Origin of the sequence: Alloyangia pacifica (assembly GCF_003111685.1) — a bacterium.
Lineage (GTDB): Bacteria > Pseudomonadota > Alphaproteobacteria > Rhodobacterales > Rhodobacteraceae > Salipiger > Salipiger pacificus_A.
Genome location: NZ_CP022189.1, coordinates 2,148,606 through 2,165,991, shown reverse-complemented (window position 1 = coordinate 2,165,991; position 17,386 = coordinate 2,148,606). Strand labels below are relative to the sequence as shown.

18 protein-coding genes are annotated in these 17,386 nt (G+C 68.5%); 17 read left to right on the top strand and 1 reads right to left on the bottom strand.

The genetic code is table 11. The annotated features are described in order from the left end of the window. Positions 1–51: 51 nt before the first annotated feature. The 14 genes from CEW88_RS10415 (at position 52) to CEW88_RS10355 (ending at position 13,437) form a co-directional block, all read left to right on the top strand. Positions 52–3,465 (top strand): DUF2126 domain-containing protein, encoded by a 3,414-nt coding sequence (locus CEW88_RS10415; RefSeq protein ID WP_108966561.1) that lies wholly within the window; start codon positions 52–54, stop codon positions 3,463–3,465. A 37-nt stretch (positions 3,466–3,502) separates the two neighbouring features. Continuing rightward, positions 3,503–5,875, top strand: coding sequence for a circularly permuted type 2 ATP-grasp protein (locus CEW88_RS10410; protein WP_108966559.1), 2,373 nt, complete (start codon positions 3,503–3,505; stop codon positions 5,873–5,875). A gap of 14 nt (positions 5,876–5,889) precedes the next feature. Beyond that, positions 5,890–6,768: a transglutaminase family protein gene (locus CEW88_RS10405; RefSeq protein ID WP_108966558.1), complete on the top strand. Its 879-nt coding sequence runs from the start codon at positions 5,890–5,892 to the stop codon at positions 6,766–6,768. Between the two features lie 97 nt (positions 6,769–6,865). Then, the gene (locus CEW88_RS10400; RefSeq protein WP_108966556.1) at positions 6,866–7,855 is read left to right on the top strand and encodes a hypothetical protein; all 990 of its coding nucleotides are present in this window, start codon (positions 6,866–6,868) and stop codon (positions 7,853–7,855) included. Between the two features lie 134 nt (positions 7,856–7,989). Continuing rightward, positions 7,990–8,751 (top strand): sulfite exporter TauE/SafE family protein, encoded by a 762-nt coding sequence (locus CEW88_RS10395; RefSeq protein ID WP_108966554.1) that lies wholly within the window; start codon positions 7,990–7,992, stop codon positions 8,749–8,751. Positions 8,752–8,903: 152 nt separating this feature from the next. After that, positions 8,904–9,797 carry a 2-dehydro-3-deoxygalactonokinase gene (locus CEW88_RS10390; RefSeq protein WP_108966552.1) on the top strand — a complete coding sequence of 298 codons (894 nt, stop codon included), beginning with the start codon at positions 8,904–8,906 and terminating at the stop codon, positions 9,795–9,797. Further along, entirely contained in the window at positions 9,794–10,414 is a 621-nt protein-coding gene (locus tag CEW88_RS10385; protein ID WP_108966550.1) for a 2-dehydro-3-deoxy-6-phosphogalactonate aldolase, read from the top strand. The genes CEW88_RS10390 and CEW88_RS10385 overlap by 4 nt, the downstream gene beginning before the upstream one ends. 51 nt (positions 10,415–10,465) lie before the next feature. Next, the gene (gene tsaA, locus CEW88_RS10380; protein ID WP_108966548.1) at positions 10,466–10,993 is read left to right on the top strand and encodes a tRNA (N6-threonylcarbamoyladenosine(37)-N6)-methyltransferase TrmO; all 528 of its coding nucleotides are present in this window, start codon (positions 10,466–10,468) and stop codon (positions 10,991–10,993) included. Between the two features lie 291 nt (positions 10,994–11,284). Then, positions 11,285–12,001 carry an urease accessory protein UreD gene (locus tag CEW88_RS10375; RefSeq protein ID WP_254694387.1) on the top strand — a complete coding sequence of 239 codons (717 nt, stop codon included), beginning with the start codon at positions 11,285–11,287 and terminating at the stop codon, positions 11,999–12,001. Positions 12,002–12,003: 2 nt separating this feature from the next. Beyond that, on the top strand, positions 12,004–12,306 hold the full coding sequence (locus tag CEW88_RS10370; RefSeq protein WP_108966544.1) for an urease subunit gamma: 303 nt from the start codon (positions 12,004–12,006) through the stop codon (positions 12,304–12,306). 59 nt (positions 12,307–12,365) lie between these two features. Next, the gene (locus CEW88_RS24740) at positions 12,366–12,533 is read left to right on the top strand and encodes a hypothetical protein (protein WP_193989032.1); all 168 of its coding nucleotides are present in this window, start codon (positions 12,366–12,368) and stop codon (positions 12,531–12,533) included. Beyond that, complete coding sequence (locus CEW88_RS10365) at positions 12,530–12,835, top strand: urease subunit beta (RefSeq protein ID WP_108966542.1); 306 nt, start codon at positions 12,530–12,532, stop codon at positions 12,833–12,835. Before CEW88_RS24740 ends, CEW88_RS10365 begins: the two co-directional genes overlap by 4 nt. 32 nt (positions 12,836–12,867) lie before the next feature. Further along, positions 12,868–13,197, top strand: coding sequence for an antifreeze protein (locus CEW88_RS10360; protein WP_108966540.1), 330 nt, complete (start codon positions 12,868–12,870; stop codon positions 13,195–13,197). A gap of 27 nt (positions 13,198–13,224) precedes the next feature. Next, entirely contained in the window at positions 13,225–13,437 is a 213-nt protein-coding gene (locus CEW88_RS10355) for a hypothetical protein (RefSeq protein WP_108966538.1), read from the top strand. Between the two features lie 93 nt (positions 13,438–13,530). Here the strand turns inward: CEW88_RS10355 and CEW88_RS10350 are convergent, their stop codons facing one another. Beyond that, positions 13,531–14,373: a c-type cytochrome gene (locus tag CEW88_RS10350; RefSeq protein ID WP_108966536.1), complete on the bottom strand. Its 843-nt coding sequence runs from the start codon at positions 14,371–14,373 to the stop codon at positions 13,531–13,533. Between the two features lie 70 nt (positions 14,374–14,443). On the opposite strand from CEW88_RS10350, the gene CEW88_RS10345 reads away from it, so the two are divergent. The 3 genes from CEW88_RS10345 (at position 14,444) to CEW88_RS10335 (ending at position 17,265) form a co-directional block, all read left to right on the top strand. After that, complete coding sequence (locus CEW88_RS10345; RefSeq protein ID WP_254694386.1) at positions 14,444–14,830, top strand: lysozyme inhibitor LprI family protein; 387 nt, start codon at positions 14,444–14,446, stop codon at positions 14,828–14,830. A 20-nt stretch (positions 14,831–14,850) separates the two neighbouring features. After that, a complete protein-coding gene (gene ureC, locus CEW88_RS10340; protein WP_108966533.1) occupies positions 14,851–16,590 on the top strand; it encodes an urease subunit alpha in 1,740 nt (579 codons plus the stop codon). A gap of 456 nt (positions 16,591–17,046) precedes the next feature. Continuing rightward, positions 17,047–17,265, top strand: coding sequence for a DUF1127 domain-containing protein (locus CEW88_RS10335; RefSeq protein ID WP_108966531.1), 219 nt, complete (start codon positions 17,047–17,049; stop codon positions 17,263–17,265). Positions 17,266–17,386 lie beyond the last annotated feature (121 nt).

The window sequence follows — 17,386 nt, the reverse complement described above, 5'->3', positions numbered from 1 at the left end:
AGGCCAAGTCGCTCAGGTGTGAGAGATTTCCCCCAGTCCCGGACCTGATGAATGGCGATCACGGCAAGTATCTATCACCTGACGCATTACAAGTACGACCGCCCGGTGTCGCTCGGGCCGCAGATCATCCGGCTGAGGCCTGCGCCGCATTCGCGCACCCGGGTGATCTCGCATTCGCTGAGGGTCTCGCCCGAGGGGCACTTCGTCAATCACCAGCAGGATCCCTATGGCAACTGGCTGGCGCGCTTCGTCTTTCCCGAACCGGTGACCGAGTTCAAGATCGAGGTCGATCTCGTTGCCGACATGACGGTCTACAACCCGTTCGATTTCTTCGTGGATGAGAGCGCCGAGGCCTTTCCTTTCGAGTATTCGCAGGACTTCGCCGAGGACCTGTCGATCTACCGCACCCCCGAGCCGGCCGGGCCGCGGCTGCAGGCTTATCTCGACACGATCGAGAAGCGCGCGCCGCGCACGGTCGACTACCTCGTCGGACTGAACGCCCGGCTGCAGAAGGACATCGGCTATATCGTCCGCATGGAGCCCGGGGTGCAGACCCCTGAGGAGACCTTGCATCTGGCGAAGGGCTCGTGCCGCGACACCTCGTGGCTGCTGGTGCAGATCCTGCGCCACCTCGGCTTCGCGGCGCGCTTCGTGTCGGGCTATCTCATCCAGCTCAAGCCCGACCTCGTCTCGCTCGACGGGCCGGCGGGCACCGATCACGACTTCACCGACCTGCACGCCTGGTGCGAGGTCTACATCCCCGGCGCCGGCTGGATCGGGCTCGACCCGACCTCGGGGCTGCTGACCGGCGAAAGCCACATCCCGCTCGCTGCCACGCCGCACTACCGCAACGCCGCGCCCATCGTCGGGGGCTATGCCGCGCCGCCGGACACGCAGACCGACTTCGACTTCGACATGCAGGTGACGCGTGTGGCGGAGCACCCGCGCATCACCAAGCCTTTCTCCGACGAGGCGTGGGAGGCGCTGGATGCGCTCGGTCACAAGGTCGACGCCGAGATCGCGGCGCAGGACATGCGGCTGACCATGGGCGGCGAGCCCACCTTCGTGTCGATCGACGATTTCGAGAGCGCCGAGTGGAACACCGCCGCCGTCGGCCCGCAGAAGCGCGCGCTTGCCGACCAGCTGATCCGCCGCTTGCGGACGCGCTTCGCGCCGGGCGGCTTCCTGCACTACGGGCAGGGCAAGTGGTACCCCGGCGAGACGCTGCCGCGCTGGACCTTCTCGCTCTACTGGCGGCGCGACGGCAAGCCGGTGTGGAAAAACCCCGACCTTGTGGCGAAGGAGACCGCCAAGGGCGCCGACGCCGCGCAGGCCGACAGCTTCATGACCCGGTTCGCCGAAACCCTCGGGCTCAGCGGCGATTACGTGCATCCCGCCTTCGAGGATCCGGCGGAGTGGATTCTCAAGGAAGCCGACCTGCCGATGAACGTGACGCCGGAGGATTCAAAGCTCAAGGATCCCGAGACCCGCGCCCGCATCGCCCGGGTGTTCACCCGCGGGCTCGACGAGGCGGCGGGCTTCATCTTGCCGCTGCAGCGCTGGCAGTCCAAGGCGAGCGGGCCGAAGTGGCGCTCGGAGCACTGGAAGACTCGGCGCGGGCATCTCTTCCTGATCCCCGGCGACAGTCCTGTGGGCTTCCGCCTGCCACTCGGCGCGCTGCCCTTCGTGCCGCCGTCGGCCTATCCCTATGTCTATCCCGCTGACCCCAGCATACCGCTGACCGAGCTTCCGGATTTCCACGCGCAGCAACAGGAGCGCCGCGCGCGGCTGATGGAGGAGCTGGAGCGCATCGCCGAGGAAGAGCGCGAGTCCGCCGCGTCGCTGCCCGAGGTCACCCCGGGCCACGACCAGCCGGTGAGCGAAGCGCGCGACGTCGGGCGGCGGCAGCGCATCATGGAGCAGGGCGTCGATCCTGCGGGGGGCGCGGTGCGCACCGCCATCGCCATCGAGCCGCGCGATGGGCGGCTCTGCCTCTTCATGCCCCCGGTGGAAGCGCTGGAGGATTACCTCGACCTGCTCGCCGCCGCTGAGACCACCGCCGAGGAGTTGGGCCTGCCGATCCATATCGAGGGCTACACCCCGCCGCATGACGCCCGGCTCAACGTCATCCGCGTCGCCCCCGATCCCGGGGTGATCGAGGTCAACGTGCACCCCGCGCACAGCTGGGAGGACTGCAAGGCGATCACCAATGGCGTCTACGAGGAAGCCCGGCAATGCCGCCTCGGGGCAGACAAGTTCATGATCGACGGCAAGCACACCGGCACCGGGGGCGGCAACCACGTGGTGGTGGGCGGCGAGACGCCGAACGACTCGCCCTTCCTGCGCCGCCCCGACCTCATGCGCTCGATGATCCTGCACTGGCTGCGGCATCCCTCGCTGAGCTATCTCTTCTCGGGGCTCTTCATCGGCCCGACGTCGCAGGCCCCAAGGATCGACGAGGCACGGCACGACAGCCTCTACGAGCTGGAGATCGCGCTGGCGCATTTCCCGGCGCCGGGGCAGGGCGAGCCGCCGCTGCCCTGGCTCACCGACCGGCTCTTGCGCAACATGCTGATCGACGTCACCGGCAACACCCACCGGGCCGAGATCTGCATCGACAAGCTTTACTCGCCCGACGGGCCGACCGGGCGGCTTGGCCTTGTCGAGTTCCGCGGCTTCGAGATGCCGCCCGACGCCAAGATGAGCCTTGCCCAGCAGGTGCTGATCCGGGCGCTGCTGGCGCGCTTCTGGAAGGCCCCGATCCAGGGCAAGCCCACGCGCTGGGGCACCACGCTGCACGACCGGTTCATGCTGCCGCATTTCGTCTGGCAGGATTTCCTCGACGTGCTGCGCGACCTTGGCGATCACGGTTTCGCCTTCCGCCCCGAGTGGTACGAGGCGCAGCGCGAGTTCCGCTTCCCCTTCGCCGGCGAGGTCGAGTACGACGGCGTCCACCTTGAGCTGCGGCAGGCGCTCGAGCCCTGGCACGTGCTCGGCGAGCGCGGCGCCATCGGCGGCACCGTGCGCTACACCGACAGCTCGGTCGAGCGTATGCAGGTGCAGCTCACCGCCACCGAGCCGGGGCGCTATATCGTCGCCTGCAACGGTCGGGCCGTGCCGATGGCCGAGACCGGCGCTTCAGGCGTCAGGGTCGGCGGCGTGCGCTTCAAAGCCTGGCAGCCCGCCGAGGCGCTGCACCCGACGCTGCCGGTGAACGCGCCGCTGACCTTCGACATCTTCGACACCTGGACGGGTCGCGCGCTGGGCGGCTGCCGCTATCATGTGGCGCATCCGGGTGGGCGCAATTACGACACCTTCCCGGTCAATACCAACGAGGCCGACGCGCGCCGGCTTGCCCGTTTCGAGAAACTCGGGCACACCCCGGGCAGCTATTGGCCCGCGCCCGAGACACCGCATCCGGAGTTCCCGATGACGCTCGACCTGCGCCGCCTGCCGGGGATCTGATGCCGTGGTGGCGGAGACAAAACGCCCGCCGCCGGAGATGGTGGCCAAGTTCCTCCAAGGCTACAGCCCCCCGCCGGGCGTGGCCGACGAGCTCTTGCGCTCCGATGGCAGTCTCCGCCCCGCCTGGCAGCCGCTGATCCGCCACCTCGCGGCGCAGAGCGCCGAGACCCGCGCCCGCGCCTTTGCCCGGGGCGACCAGTACCTGCACGACACCGGCGTCTACTTCCGCCAGCACACCGGCGAGGGCTCCACCGAGCGCAGCTGGCCGCTGAGCCATGTGCCGGTGGTGATCTCGGGCCGCGAATGGGCGACGCTCTCGGAAGGCATCGTGCAGCGCGCCGAGCTGCTCGAGCGGGTGATGGCCGATCTCTACGGGCCGGGCAATCTGGTGAAGCAGGGGTGCCTGCCCGCCGACCTGGTGGCGCGCAACCCCGAGTGGCTGCGCCCCATCGTCGGCGTGCAGCCACGCTCGGGGCATTTCCTGCATTTTCTAGCCTTCGAAATCGGTCGCTCGCCAGACGGCTCGTGGCTGGTGCTGGGCGACCGCACGCAAGCCCCCTCCGGGTCGGGCTTCGCGCTGGAGAACCGGATGGCCACGAGCCGGGTGTTCCACGACCTCTTCCCCAAGGCCAACGTCGAGCGGCTGGCGGGCTTCTTCCGCAGCTTCCGCGACGCGCTGATCGGCCTGCGCGACGACGACCGCAGCCGGGTCGCAATCCTCACCCCGGGCCAGCACACCGACACCTACTACGAGCACGCCTATATCGCGCGCTACCTCGGCTTCATGCTGCTGGAATGCGAGGACCTGGCGGTGCGGAGCGGCCAGCTCAAGGTGCGTACCGTGGCCGGGGACCAGCCGGTCTCGGTGCTCTGGCGGCGGCTCGACTCGCGCTTTGCCGATCCGTTGGAACTTGACGAGAGCTCGGCCCTCGGCACGCCCGGCATGGTCTCGGCACTGCGCGCGGGGGCGATCACCATGGTCAACTGCCTCGGGTCCGGGGCGCTGGAATCGCGGGCGCTCATGGCCTTCCTGCCGCGCATATGTGAGGCGCTGACCGGCGAGCCCCTGAAGCTGCCCAACATCGCCACCTGGTGGTGCGGCCAGCCCTCGGAGCGTGCCTATGTGCGCGACAACCTGCACCGCATGCTGATCGGCCCGGCGCAATCGACCAAGCTGCCCTTCGACATCGATGCGGGCACCGCGCTCGGCGGCCGGTTCCGTGGCAGCGTGCACGGCTCGGTCTCGGACTGGCTGGAGCGCGAGGGCGAGACGCTGGTGGGGCAGGAGGCGGTGACCCTCTCGACCACCCCCGCCATGGTCGGCGACCAGCTTCTGCCGCGCCCTATGGTGGTGCGGGTCTTTGCCGCCCGCACGCCGCAGGGCTGGACGGTGATGCCCGGCGGCTACGCGCGCATCGGGCGCACGGGCGATCCCACAGCGCTGGCGATGCAGGCGGGCGGCTCGGTGGCCGATGTCTGGATCACCTCGGACGCGCCTGTCGCCAGAGAGACGCTCGCCCCGCGCGACACGGGGCCGTTCCTGCGCCGCCAGCCGGGTCTGCTGCCGGCGCGGGCGGCGGACAACCTCTATTGGCTCGGGCGCTACGTCGAGCGGGCCGAGAACGGCGTGCGGCAAATCCGCGCCTACCACCTGCGGCTCGAGGACTACGGCCCCGACGCGCTTCCGTTGCTGGAGAGCCTCGCGCGGTTCCTGGCGGGATACGGTCTCGATCCGTCCGAGGAGCCGGTGCCGCGGGGGCTGCTGCAGCTCTTCGACGTCTCGCGCGGTTGCGCGGCCAAGGTGCGCGACCGTTTCTCCACGGACGGCTGGAACGCGCTTTCGGACCTTGCCACCACCGCCCACGAGGTCGCCGAGGGCTGCCATCCCGGCGACGACGCCGCCCGTGCGATGAGCCTGCTGCTGCGCCGCATCGCCGGCTTCTCGGGCCTCGTGCACGAGAACATGTTCCGCTTCCTCGGCTGGCGCTTCCTCACCGTGGGGCGGGCGCTGGAGCGCGCCGACCAGATGGCCGCCTTCCTTGCCGCCTTCACCGACAGGGCCACCCCGACGGGCGGGCTCGATCTGGCGGTCGAGGTCGGCGACAGCGCCATGACCCACCGCCGCCGCTACTCGGTGGAAACCTCGCGCGAGACGGTGATCGACCTCTTGGCGCTCGACGCGGGCAACCCACGTTCGTTGCTCTTCCAGCTCGACGTGCTGATGGCCGAGGAGGCGCGGCTGCGCCCGGTGGGCAGCAGCGGCCTGCCCGAGGCCGGGCGGCGCATCCTGCTGTTGCGCACCGCGCTCGCCGTGGCCGCCCCCGAAGAGATCACCCCGGCCCGCCTGCGCGGCTTCCGCGCCGACCTCGCGGCGATCTCCCACGCGCTGACCGCGCATTACCTGAGCTGACCCCGGAGCCGCCCATGTCCCAGCTCTACGACATCTCGCTGCGGATCACCTATGAATACGCCCATCCGGCCGGGGCCAGCCGCACCTTGCTGCGCATACTGCCGCGCGCCCTGCAGGGGCAGCAGCTGCTCTCCGGGGCGGTGACCGCCGATCCCGCTCCGAGCTGGCGACGTGAGGGAAAGGATTTCTTCGGCAATCCGACCTGCGAGATGGCGCATGACATGCCGCTGAGCGAGATCGCCTTCGCTTTCTCGGGCCGGGTGCGCAAGGCGCGGCCGGTGGCCGGGCTCGACCTCTCCGGCGGGCTCGGCGCGTTGGCGCAGGAGCTTGCGGGGGTGCGCAGCATCGGGCCTGAAAGCCCGCATCACTTCCTTGGTGCCTCGCCGCGGCTGCCCGCCGCGCCCGAGATCGCCGCCTTCGCGCGGGACACGCTGAGCTCCGCCCTGTCGGTGCGCGCGGCAATCGAGGCAATCAGCCACCGGCTCCACAGCGAGTTCGCTTTCGACCCCGAGGCCACCGAGGTCACCACCGCCGCGATCGAGGCCTTTCGCGCCCGCCGCGGCGTCTGCCAGGACATCTCCCACGTGATGATCACCGCGCTGCGCAGCCTCGGCATCCCTGCGGGCTATGTCTCGGGCTTCCTGCGGACCCTGCCGCCGGAGGGTCAGCCGCGGCTCGAGGGCGCCGATGCCATGCATGCCTGGGTCCGCGCCTGGTGCGGGGTCGAACTGGGCTGGGTCGAGATCGATCCCACCAACGACATGTTCGCCGGTGCCGATCACGTCACCGTCGCCTACGGGCGCGACTATTCCGACGTGGCCCCGACCCGCGGCTCGCTGCGGTCCGAGGGCAGCCATGTGACGACGCATTTTGTGGACATGGTGCCCGTCTGAGCCCTCCGCCGAGACGCAGCCTGGGCCCGCGCCGCCATTGACGATTGCGCAACCTCTTTGACGCATGCTGCCGCGAGGGGCGCCAAGGGGACAGGCGATGCGGCGGATCGATGAGAAACTGGCGAAGATCGCGCAGGGGCGGTACGGGCCGCGCGATTTCATCCTGACCTTCTGCAAGGATGCGGACCTTGTGCGCGGCTGTTCCGCCGCCGGGCGGGACGAAAGCGGCCGGCTGCGCAATGCCCCGGCCTACCGCGCCGACATGCGCCGGGTCATAGAAAGCGATCTGGCCGACATCGTGCTCAGTTCCCTGGCCAACGCCGAGATCTTCAGCGAGGAGGGGATCTATGCCCGCTCCAACGTCACCCCCGCCGTACGCCTGACCGACAATACCGACATCTGGCTGGTGCGCGGCGGGCGCTACGCGCAGGTCCCCGCCGTGCCGTTCCGCAGCTCGCGGCTGGAAAACGTGCGCCCGGTGGCGAACCTCGGCCTCTACGCGCTCAGTTTCTACAACGACATCGACATCGACCACGCCACTCTGCGCGCCTATGCCGAGTTTCGCCAGATCGCCGCCTCGGTGGGGCTGCGCCACTTCCTGCGGGTCGCCGATCCGCCCATCCCCGTCGACACCGGCCCCGAGGAATATGGCGCTTATCTCAACGACGTGCTGACCCGCAGCCTCGCCGGCGTCGCCAGCAAGGAGCGGCCACTCTTCGTCGAGGTCGGCTACCACGGCCCCCGCATGATGGAGGAACTGGCCAACTGGGACCCCACGCGGGTGATCGTCGGCCTCACCGGCTGCAAGGAGGGCACCACCCGCGACTGCCTCGAGCGGCTGGCGCAGGGCGAGCGCTACGGCGCGCGCACCGCCAGCTTCAGCCGGCTGGACTTTCAGTGCGAGGATCCCGTGCTGATGATGCGCGCCATGCGCCGCGTGGTGCGCGAGGGCGTGAGCTCGCGCGAGGCGGTGCAGGCCTATCATGCCGAGCTCGAGGTTGCGGGGCTGCCTCCGAACCGGCCCCTGCAGGAGGACCTCGAGCTCACCGTGCCCCTGCTCAGCCGCAACCACAGCCGCGCCGCCTGACGCAGGCGGGCGGTCCGCCCGGTTTGTCGCCCGCCGCCGCGGCGCCTGTCTGCATCTGCGGCTGCCACGGCGGTTTCCGCTTTTCCCTCCCTCCGCCTTTCTCCAGAAGGGGGCACGGCAAGAGAGGGTGCGTCATGGAAGATGGAAGCGGGTTCTGGATTGCGGCGGCGCTGGCGACCTTCTGCGTCGGGGCCTCCAAGGGCGGCATGCCGGTGATCGCCATGCTCGGCGTGCCCATGCTGACGCTCTTCATCTCTCCCGCCGCGGCCGCCGGGCTGCTCTTGCCGATGTACATCCTGTCGGATGTCTATGCGATCTGGCTGTTCCGCCGCAATTTCTCGCGCCGCAACCTGAAGATTCTGATCCCCGCTGCCGCAGTCGGCATCCTGCTGGCCTTCCTGTGCATCTCGCGGGTGCCGCCCGAGATCGGCAAGCTGATCGTCGCTCTGGTCGGGCTTTACTACCTTGGCGACACGCTGCGCAAATGGCTGGTGCGGGACCACGCTGCCCGGCCCGCCGATGTCCCGCGCGGGCTCTTCTGGGGCGCGCTTTCGGGTTTCACCAGCTATATCTCCCATGCCGGCGGCCCGCCGTTCCAAGCCTATACCCTGCCGCAGATGATGCCCAAGATGACGTACGTGGGCACCCAGGCCATTGTCTTCGCCTGCATCAATTGGATGAAGCTGCCGCCCTATATCGTCGCCGGGCAGGTGACCTGGGACAGCCTGCAGCGGGTGGCGCTGCTCGCGCCCGTGGCGCTTTTTGGCGCCTGGTCCGGCCAACGGCTGGTGCGCTGGCTTCCCGAGCGGCTCTTCTTCGGGGTGGTGCGCGCAGCGCTGGGGCTGCTCAGCCTGCGCCTCCTGTGGGAGGTCGCCCGCGCCTGGGGCTGGCTCTAGGCGCGCTGCCGCGGTTTCCCCCAGGGCGGACATGGCCCGGCGGGGCAGCCGCGGACCCCCGCAGCATGCGGGTCGCCAGGTTCTGCGGGCTCCCGCGCTTGCACGCCGCAGGGCCGGGCGCTAACACCAAGGCTGCAATTCACGGAGGGCGCATGGCCAAAGCTGACTGGATCGCGGTGGACTGGGGCACGTCGAATCTGCGCCTTTGGCGCATGGCGGCGGATGGCACGGTGCTCGACCGCGCCGAGAGCGACGCCGGAATGGGCCGTCTTTCCCCCGAGGACTTCGAGCCGACCCTGCTGGGGCTGCTGTCCGATCTCGACACGGAAACTCCGGTGATCATCTGCGGCATGGCCGGGGCACGGCAGGGCTGGGCCGAGGCGCCCTACGTCAAGACCCCCTGCGCCCCGCCCGGCATCGCCGAGGCGATCACCGTGCCGACGCGCGATCCGCGCCTGAACGTGTGCATTCTGCCCGGCGTGGCGCAGGACCGTCCCGCCAACGTGATGCGCGGCGAAGAGACGCAGGTCGCGGGCTTCCTTGCGCTCAACCCGAGGTTCGACGGGGTGATCTGCCTGCCCGGCACGCACAGCAAGTGGGTTCATGTGAGCGCGGGCGAGATTGTCTCCTTCCGCAGTTTCATGACTGGCGAGATCTTCGAGCTGCTGAGCCAGAAGTCGGTGCTGCGGCACGGGCTTGGCGGTGGCTGGGACGAGGCGAGCTTCGCCGAGGGCGTGGATCAGGCCATGGGCCGCCCCGCGGCTTTTGCCGCCGAGCTCTTCACCCTGCGCGCAGAGGGGCTGCTGCACGGGCTGCCGCCCGAAAAAGCTACTGCGCGGCTCTCGGGCCTGCTCATCGGCATGGAGCTCTCGGCGGCGAAACCCTACTGGCTCGGCCAGAGCGTCGCCCTTCTGGGCGCCTCGAAGCTGGTGGCGCACTACCGCAGCGCGCTCGAGACGCTGGCGGTGCCGGTGGTGATCGCCGACGCCGAACGCATGACGCTGGAGGGGCTGAAGGCAGCCCGCAAGACGGAGAAGACCGAATGACCCGCGAGATCATCGCCATCCTGCGCGGCCTCACCCCCGAGGAGGCCCCCGCCGTCACCGGGGCGCTGATCGGCGCCGGGATCACCAAGATTGAGGTGCCGCTGAACTCGCCGCGCCCCTTCGACTCCATCGCCAAGATGGTGCAGGGCTTCGGCACCGACGCGATCATTGGCGCGGGCACGGTGCTTGCCCCCGAAGAGGTGCTGCGCCTGCAGCAGATCGGCGCGCGCATGGTGGTCTCGCCCGACATGAACCAGCGGGTGATTATGGCCACCAAGAAGGCTGGTATGCTCAGCTATCCCGGGGTGCTGACCCCGACCGAGGCTTTCACCGCGCTGCGCACCGGCGCCGACGGGCTGAAGTTCTTCCCCGCCTCGCTGGTCGGCCCCGAGGGGGTGAAGGCGATGAAGGCGGTGCTTCCCGAGGCCACGGCAACCTATGCGGTGGGCGGCGTCAGCGCCGGCAATATGGGCGAATGGCTGGCGGCGGGCGTCACCGGCTTCGGCATCGGCACCTGGCTCTACAAGCCGGGCCGCAGCCTCGACGAGGTGGCCGCCCGCGCGCGCGAGGTGGTTGCAGCCTATGACACGGCGCAGGAGACGGAACTGGCGGGCTGAGCACGGGCGCGCTAGCTTGTCTGCCAAAGGGGCAGGGACAGGACGCGCGCCATGAGCCAGACCAGGGCCGATCAGACCAGGGACGATCAGACCGGGGCCGATCAGACCGGGCAGACCAGCGGCGATGCGATCCGCCCCGGCGAGACCGCGCTCGAGTTGCCGCCAGCGCGGGACGCAGAACTTCGCTTCATCGGCCGAATCCGCACGCCCTTTGCCAGCCGGCGCGATTGCCCGCGGCAGGGCGATCTCGACGGCCCCGAGTGCCGCATCGAACTCGACCCGCAATGGGAGCCCGCTCTCGAGGGCATCGAGAGGGCCGAGCGTATCCAGGTGCTCTACTGGCTCGACCGTGCCCGACGGGACCTTCTGACCCAGACACCCCATGGCAACACCACCCGTGGCACCTTTGCGCTGCGCTCCCCGGTGCGACCCAATCCGATCGGCATTTCCTCGGTCCGGCTGGTCCGGCGCGAAGGCGTGGTGCTGGTGGTTCAGGGGCTTGATTGCGTCGACGGGACTCCGCTTCTGGACCTCAAGCCGGACCGGTGCGAGCACCGCGAACGGCCGAAGAATGGTTGATTCAATAACGCCCAATTCTTGCGCAATCACGCGATTTTCGCCAAGTTCCTGTGCGTATAGCCTGCGCGGTCTGGGGGAGGTCCGGCCTTGCGGCGCACCACTCCTTGTCGCGCGCACCGCGCTGACAGAGGCTCCGCGAGGCAAGCGGAGGAGACGTCCATTCCCTATGATCATCCCCAGATGAGCGCGCCTTCTGCCCCGCCGGGGAAGATCGCCGCGCAGCGTGCCCGCGGACGCGCCCGGCTTGCCGCGCGGCGTCGCGGGGCCGCCAGCGTCATCGGGGATCTGCACATGTCAGGTAGCTCCAAGCTGCTGTTCCCGCGCGCATTGGACGCGCTGCAGGCGGTCTATCTCAACAGCTCGGGCGGGGTGACCGGGGGCGACGCCTTTGACATCACGGCCACCGCCCGCGAGGGCGCGCATCTGGCGATCACCACGCAGGCCGCCGAGCGCGTCTACCGCGCGCTGCCCGGCGAGACCGGGCGCGTCGACACCCGGCTGACTCTCGAAGCGGGCGCAAGGCTCGACTGGCTGCCGCAGGAGACAATCCTCTTCGATGGCGCGGCCCTCGATCGGCGGCTTTCGGTCGAGATGGCCGGGGACGCGCGTCTGCTGCTCTGCGAGCCGCTGATCTTCGGCCGCGCGGCCATGGGCGAGAGCGTCACCGACCTGCGCCATGCGGATCGCATCGATATCGCGCGCGCCGGACGGCTCGTCTGGTCCGACCGACTGCGCCTCAACGGCGACGCTGCCGCCTGCCTTGCCGATCCGGCCATCGCCGAGGGCGCGCGGGCCATGGCCACCGTCGTTCTCGCAGCGCCCGGCGCGGCGGCACAGGTCGCGCCGCTGCGCGGGATGCTGCCCGAAACCGGCGGCGTTTCGGCGCTTGATCCCGACCTTCTCGTGCTGCGCCTGCTCGCCATTGACGGCTTCGAGCTGCGCCGCCACCTTTGCCCCATACTGCGGCGCCTTTCGGGCGCCGAACTCCCAAGACCCTGGATGATCTGACCATGCAACTGACTCCCCGCGAAAAGGACAAGCTTCTGGTGGCGCTCGCCGCCGAGGTGGCCCGCAAGCGCCTCGCGCGCGGCGTGAAGCTGAACTACCCAGAGGCCGTGGCGCTGATCACCGACGCGGTGGTCGAAGGCGCCCGCGACGGCCGCTCCGTCGCCGAGATGATGGAGGCCGGCGCGCAGGTCATCACCGCCGAGCAATGCATGGCAGGCATCCCCGAGATGGTGCACGAGGTGCAGGTCGAGGCGACCTTCCCGGACGGGACCAAGCTGGTGACCGTGCACAATCCCATTCGGTAAAGCCGGGTTCTCTGGAACCTCCGGGGCCACGAGACACTTTGAAGACCACAGGTGACAAAATGAAATACTTCCTTCCGATCATTGCACTGCCGCTCGCAACCCCCGCGCTCGCGCATTCCGGCGCGCACCTGCACCCGCATGGCGCCGAGACGTGGTTGACCGCCGTGGCGGTGCTGGCCGTGGCGGCCTGCGCCGGCTGGCGCATGTATGGCGGTGGTCGCACATGATCCCCGGCGAGATCCTTCCCGCCGCGGGTGATCTTGTGCTCAACGACGACCGCGAGGCGATCACCCTGATGGTCGCCAACACCGGCGACCGCCCGGTGCAAGTGGGGTCGCACTACCATTTCGCCGAGACCAACCCGGCGCTCGACTTCGACCGCGATGCGGCGCGCGGCCTTCGGCTCGACATCGCGGCGGGCACCGCCGTGCGTTTCGAGCCCGGCCAGCGTCGCGAGGTTCAGCTCATCCCATTCTCGGGGGAGCGCAAGATCTACGGATTCAACCAGAAGGTCATGGGGGCACTCTGAGGTCTCCTCTTCCAGCGATAGGGACGGCAAGCATGTTCGAAGCATTTACGGCACTGACCGGCAGCATGATGCGGCTGGGGTTCCTCGGCGCCGAGGCGCAGAGCGTGATGGCCTACCGGATGCTGGGGTTCGCCGGCATGTGGTCGGTTCCCTCGACCGAGGTCTACCGGATGACCGCCGAGAAGGGCCCGGCCTTCATGCAGGCCTGGTCGCAGGCAAGCGCGGCGATGATGCGCGGCGCGCCGGCGCCGGTGGTGATCAACGCGTTTTCCCGTCCGCTGGAAGTGAAAGCCCGCCGCAACCGCAAGCGGCTGAGCCGGCGCGGACCGCAGTTCCGCCCCGGTCAGCGCTCGGGCTGGTAGGCGCGGTCAGGGCAGGGAGGAGCGGCGATGGTCTACCTGACACCCTTCGACTGGGCGGCGCTTATGCTGCGCGGCGCGAGCCAGATGCTCGCGGTCCAAGCGCAATGGACCGAGGTTTACCTTGGCCATGTCCGCAGGCGGGGGGCTGCAATGCCGACCGCCAAGGCGACCGTGCTGCCTTTCGTGCGCCCGGCGCCCCTGGCAACGATGGGCATCTGCGGCCCGGCGCGGGTGAAGTGAGGGCCGGCCTTGCACGCAGCGAGCCACGCATATTCCTCTTCGGTCAGGCCGGCCCCGGCGCGCCAGCGGCTGGCACGCCAAGGTGCGTTTCGCTCAGGCGTCGGGCAACGGCGGCAGGCTGCGCAGGTAGAGCACGATGGCATCGAGATCGCCCTCGGTCATATGCGCGAAATAGCCGTAGGGCATGGGCGGCATCATCGCCGAGCCATCGGGCCGCGTGCCAGTGGTGATCATCTTCTTCAGATCTTCGTCGCTGTAGCCCGCCAGCCCGTCCTCGGAGCTGGTGAGATTGGGCGCGGTGACGCTGCCCCAGGGGCCGTGGATTTCGAATCCGCCCTGACCGAGGTGCTCGGGATCGGTCATCGGGCCCTTGTCGCTCATCGGCGAATGGCACTCCATGCAATGGCTGACGGCGGTGGCGAGGTATTGGCCGTAGTCCGCCGTCACGCCGCGCGCGGGCGGGGTGATGCTCTCGACCGGCGGACCGTAGGCCGGGGGCAGAGGGATGTTGTAGACCGAGTCCGGCACCTCGTTGACGACAGCCGGGAGAGTCCGCAGGAAGGCGACGATCGAAGCCAGATCGTCATCGCCAAGACCGCGGTACATGGCGATGGGCATGGGCGGGCCGATCACCGAACCGTCGGGCAGGATGCCCTCGCGGATGGCGCGGGCCAGCTCTGCGTCGGTCCAGTCCGCGACCTCGCCGGCGGGGGTGATATTGGGGGCATAGGCGGTGAACATGGGGTTGTCTTCCACGAGGCGCCCGCCGAGTTCCTTGCTCATGTCGAACCCCGCCTCGCCGAAAGGCGTGTGGCAATTGCCGCAGCCCGCCGGCCCCCTGACCAGATATTCACCGCGGGCGACATCGCCCTCCGCGGCAGCAGCCCCGGCGCCGAGCGCCAGCAGCGAAAGTCCCGCAATCGTCGACCTGATCATTCCATTCTCCTTGCTGATGAACTGGCTGGGAGGAAAAATGAACTTTGCCTGCTTACCCGGAAGGTTACTCTTGTCTCATAGTCTTACAAAGCGAATTCGCATTGCCGCCCTTGCAGGGATATCACTGCTTGCGCTGACTTCGGCCGAGCCGGCCCGCGCCGAATGCGCCGACGCTGTAACCACCGTCGAGATGCGCGCCTGCGCAGCGCAGGAATACGAGGCCGCCGACGCCGAGCTGAACGCGGTCTACGCTCAGGTGAAAGCCGCCGTGTCCAAGGAGGTCATGGGCTATGTCCGCGAGGCGCAGCGGGCCTGGATCCCCTTCCGAGACGCGGCCTGTTCCGCCGAGGGGGCGCTCTACATGGGCGGTACGATCCAGCCGCAGATCGGGACCGACTGCAAGACGAGACTCACCCGGCGCCGCAGCGAAGATCTGCGCGCGCTCTTGCCGAATTGACCAACCCGAGGACGACCCGAATGCCCGCAACGATTTCCCGCCGCGACTATGCCGCCATGTTCGGCCCCACCACCGGGGACAAGGTGCGGCTCGCAGACACCGACCTCATCATCGAGGTCGAGCGCGACCTCACCGCCTCGCTTGCCGGCGGGGGCACGCGCGCGCTCTACGGCGAAGAGGTGAAATTCGGTGGCGGCAAGGTGATCCGCGACGGCATGGGCCAGTCGCAGTATACCCGCGCGCAGGGCGCCGTGGACACGGTGATCACCAATGCGCTGATCGTTGACCATACCGGCATCTACAAGGCGGACGTGGGCCTGAAGGACGGGCGCATCGCCAAGATCGGCAAGGCGGGCAACCCCGACACCCAGCCGGGCGTGAACATCATCGCGGGCCCCGGCACGGAAGTGATCGCCGGCGAGGGGCGCATCCTCACCGCGGGCGGCATGGACAGCCACATCCACTTCATCTGCCCGCAGCAGATCGAGGACGCCCTGCATTCGGGCCTGACCACGATGCTTGGCGGCGGCACCGGCCCGGCGCACGGCACGCTGGCGACGACCTGCACGCCGGGGCCGTGGCACCTTGGCCGGATGATGCAGGCCGCCGACGCCTTCCCGATGAACCTGGCCTTCGCCGGCAAGGGCAACGCCTCGCTGCCCGCGGCGCTGGAAGAGCAGATCAGGGGCGGTGCCTGCTGCCTCAAGCTGCACGAGGATTGGGGCACAACCCCGGCAGCCATAGACACCTGCCTGTCGGTGGCCGACGACTGGGATGTGCAGGTGATGATCCACACCGACACGCTCAATGAATCGGGCTTCGTCGAGAACACCGTCGCGGCGATGAAGGGCCGCACCATCCACGCCTTCCACACCGAAGGGGCAGGGGGCGGTCACGCGCCGGACATCATCAAGATCTGCGGCGAGGAGTTCGTGCTTCCGTCATCCACGAACCCGACCCGGCCCTACACCGTCAACACGCTCGAGGAACACCTCGACATGCTGATGGTTTGCCACCACCTCGACAAGTCGATCCCCGAGGACGTGGCCTTTGCCGAGAGCCGCATCCGCCGCGAAACCATCGCCGCCGAGGACATCCTGCACGACATGGGGGCCTTCTCGATCATCGCCTCGGACAGCCAGGCCATGGGCCGCGTCGGCGAGGTGATCATCCGCACCTGGCAGACCGCCGACAAGATGAAGAAGCAGCGCGGCAAGCTGGCCGAGGAACAGGGCGACAACGACAACTTCCGCGTCCGCCGCTACATCGCCAAGTACACGATCAACCCGGCGATCGCGCATGGCATCAGTCAGCACATCGGCTCGATCGAAGAGGGCAAGCGCGCCGATCTGGTGCTCTGGAACCCGGCCTTCTTCGGCGTGAAGCCCGAGATGGTGCTGATGGGCGGCACCATCGTCTGCGCGCAGATGGGCGATCCCAATGCCTCGATCCCGACGCCGCAGCCGGTCTACACCCGCCCGATGTGGGGCGCCTATGGCCGCTCGGTCGAGAATTCGGCGGTGATCTTCGTATCGGAGGCGGCACAGGCCGACGGTTTGCGTGACAAGCTCGGCATCGCCAAGCAGACGCTGGCGGTGAAGAACACCCGCGGCATCGGCAAGAAGGACCTGATCCTCAACGACGCGCTGCCGCATGTCGAGGTGAACCCCGAGACCTACGAGGTGCGCGCCAACGGCGAGCTGCTGACCTGCGAGCCCGCCAAGGAGCTGCCGATGGCGCAGCGCTACTTCCTCTACTGACGAGGTGCAGGCCGCTCGATCGCCGCTCCGAAAACAAGACGCCGGTCCATGTCCACGGGCCGGCGTCCTTGCTTTCGGGGGATGAGTCGCGGGGGCGCTGACTCGGCCCGAGCTCTGCAAAACACGCAGACCTCGGTCGGCTTCGGGTGCGGGGCGATGCGCTTGGAAAAACAGCAGCCTTCCCTCTCGTGCATGGCTGCTCTTGGCTAAACGCCGTATCTGGCACGATTTTTCTGTAGGTTTGTTTGCAAAACGCCGCCGATTTGTGCGCCCAATAATTTTGCGTCATATGGAGATCGGTCAGGGTAACAAAGTTATCTGTGATCTCTGCATGGCTGGGGAGCCGGCTATGCACATGCAGCATTTGTTGTTCCCGGGCGCCTGACCTATCTTGGCTGTCAAGGGAGGAAACCAAAACCGAACGCAACGAACTCAAACGCTAGGATAGGTTTCCAAATGGCATTTCTGACTGCATCCGCACGCACTGAACAGGCACCGTTCTTCTCGCGCTTCTTCGCCGCAATCGGCAACGGTCTCGTTGCACTGGGTGAAGCAAACCCGCGCCTGCGCAAGATCGAAGCCCTGCAGCGTCTTTCGGACGAGCAACTGGCCGAGCGTGGCATCCGTCGCGAAGACATCGCGCGTCACGTCTTCCAGGACGTCTTCTACCTCTGAGTTCCTTGGGGCGCGCAAGCGCCGCAGAACTCGGCACATCAAGGCCACGCCCCCGGTGATCCCGGCGCGTGGCCTTGCCTTTTCCGGTCGTTGGTCCGAGGGTGCTGGCGCAATCCAGACG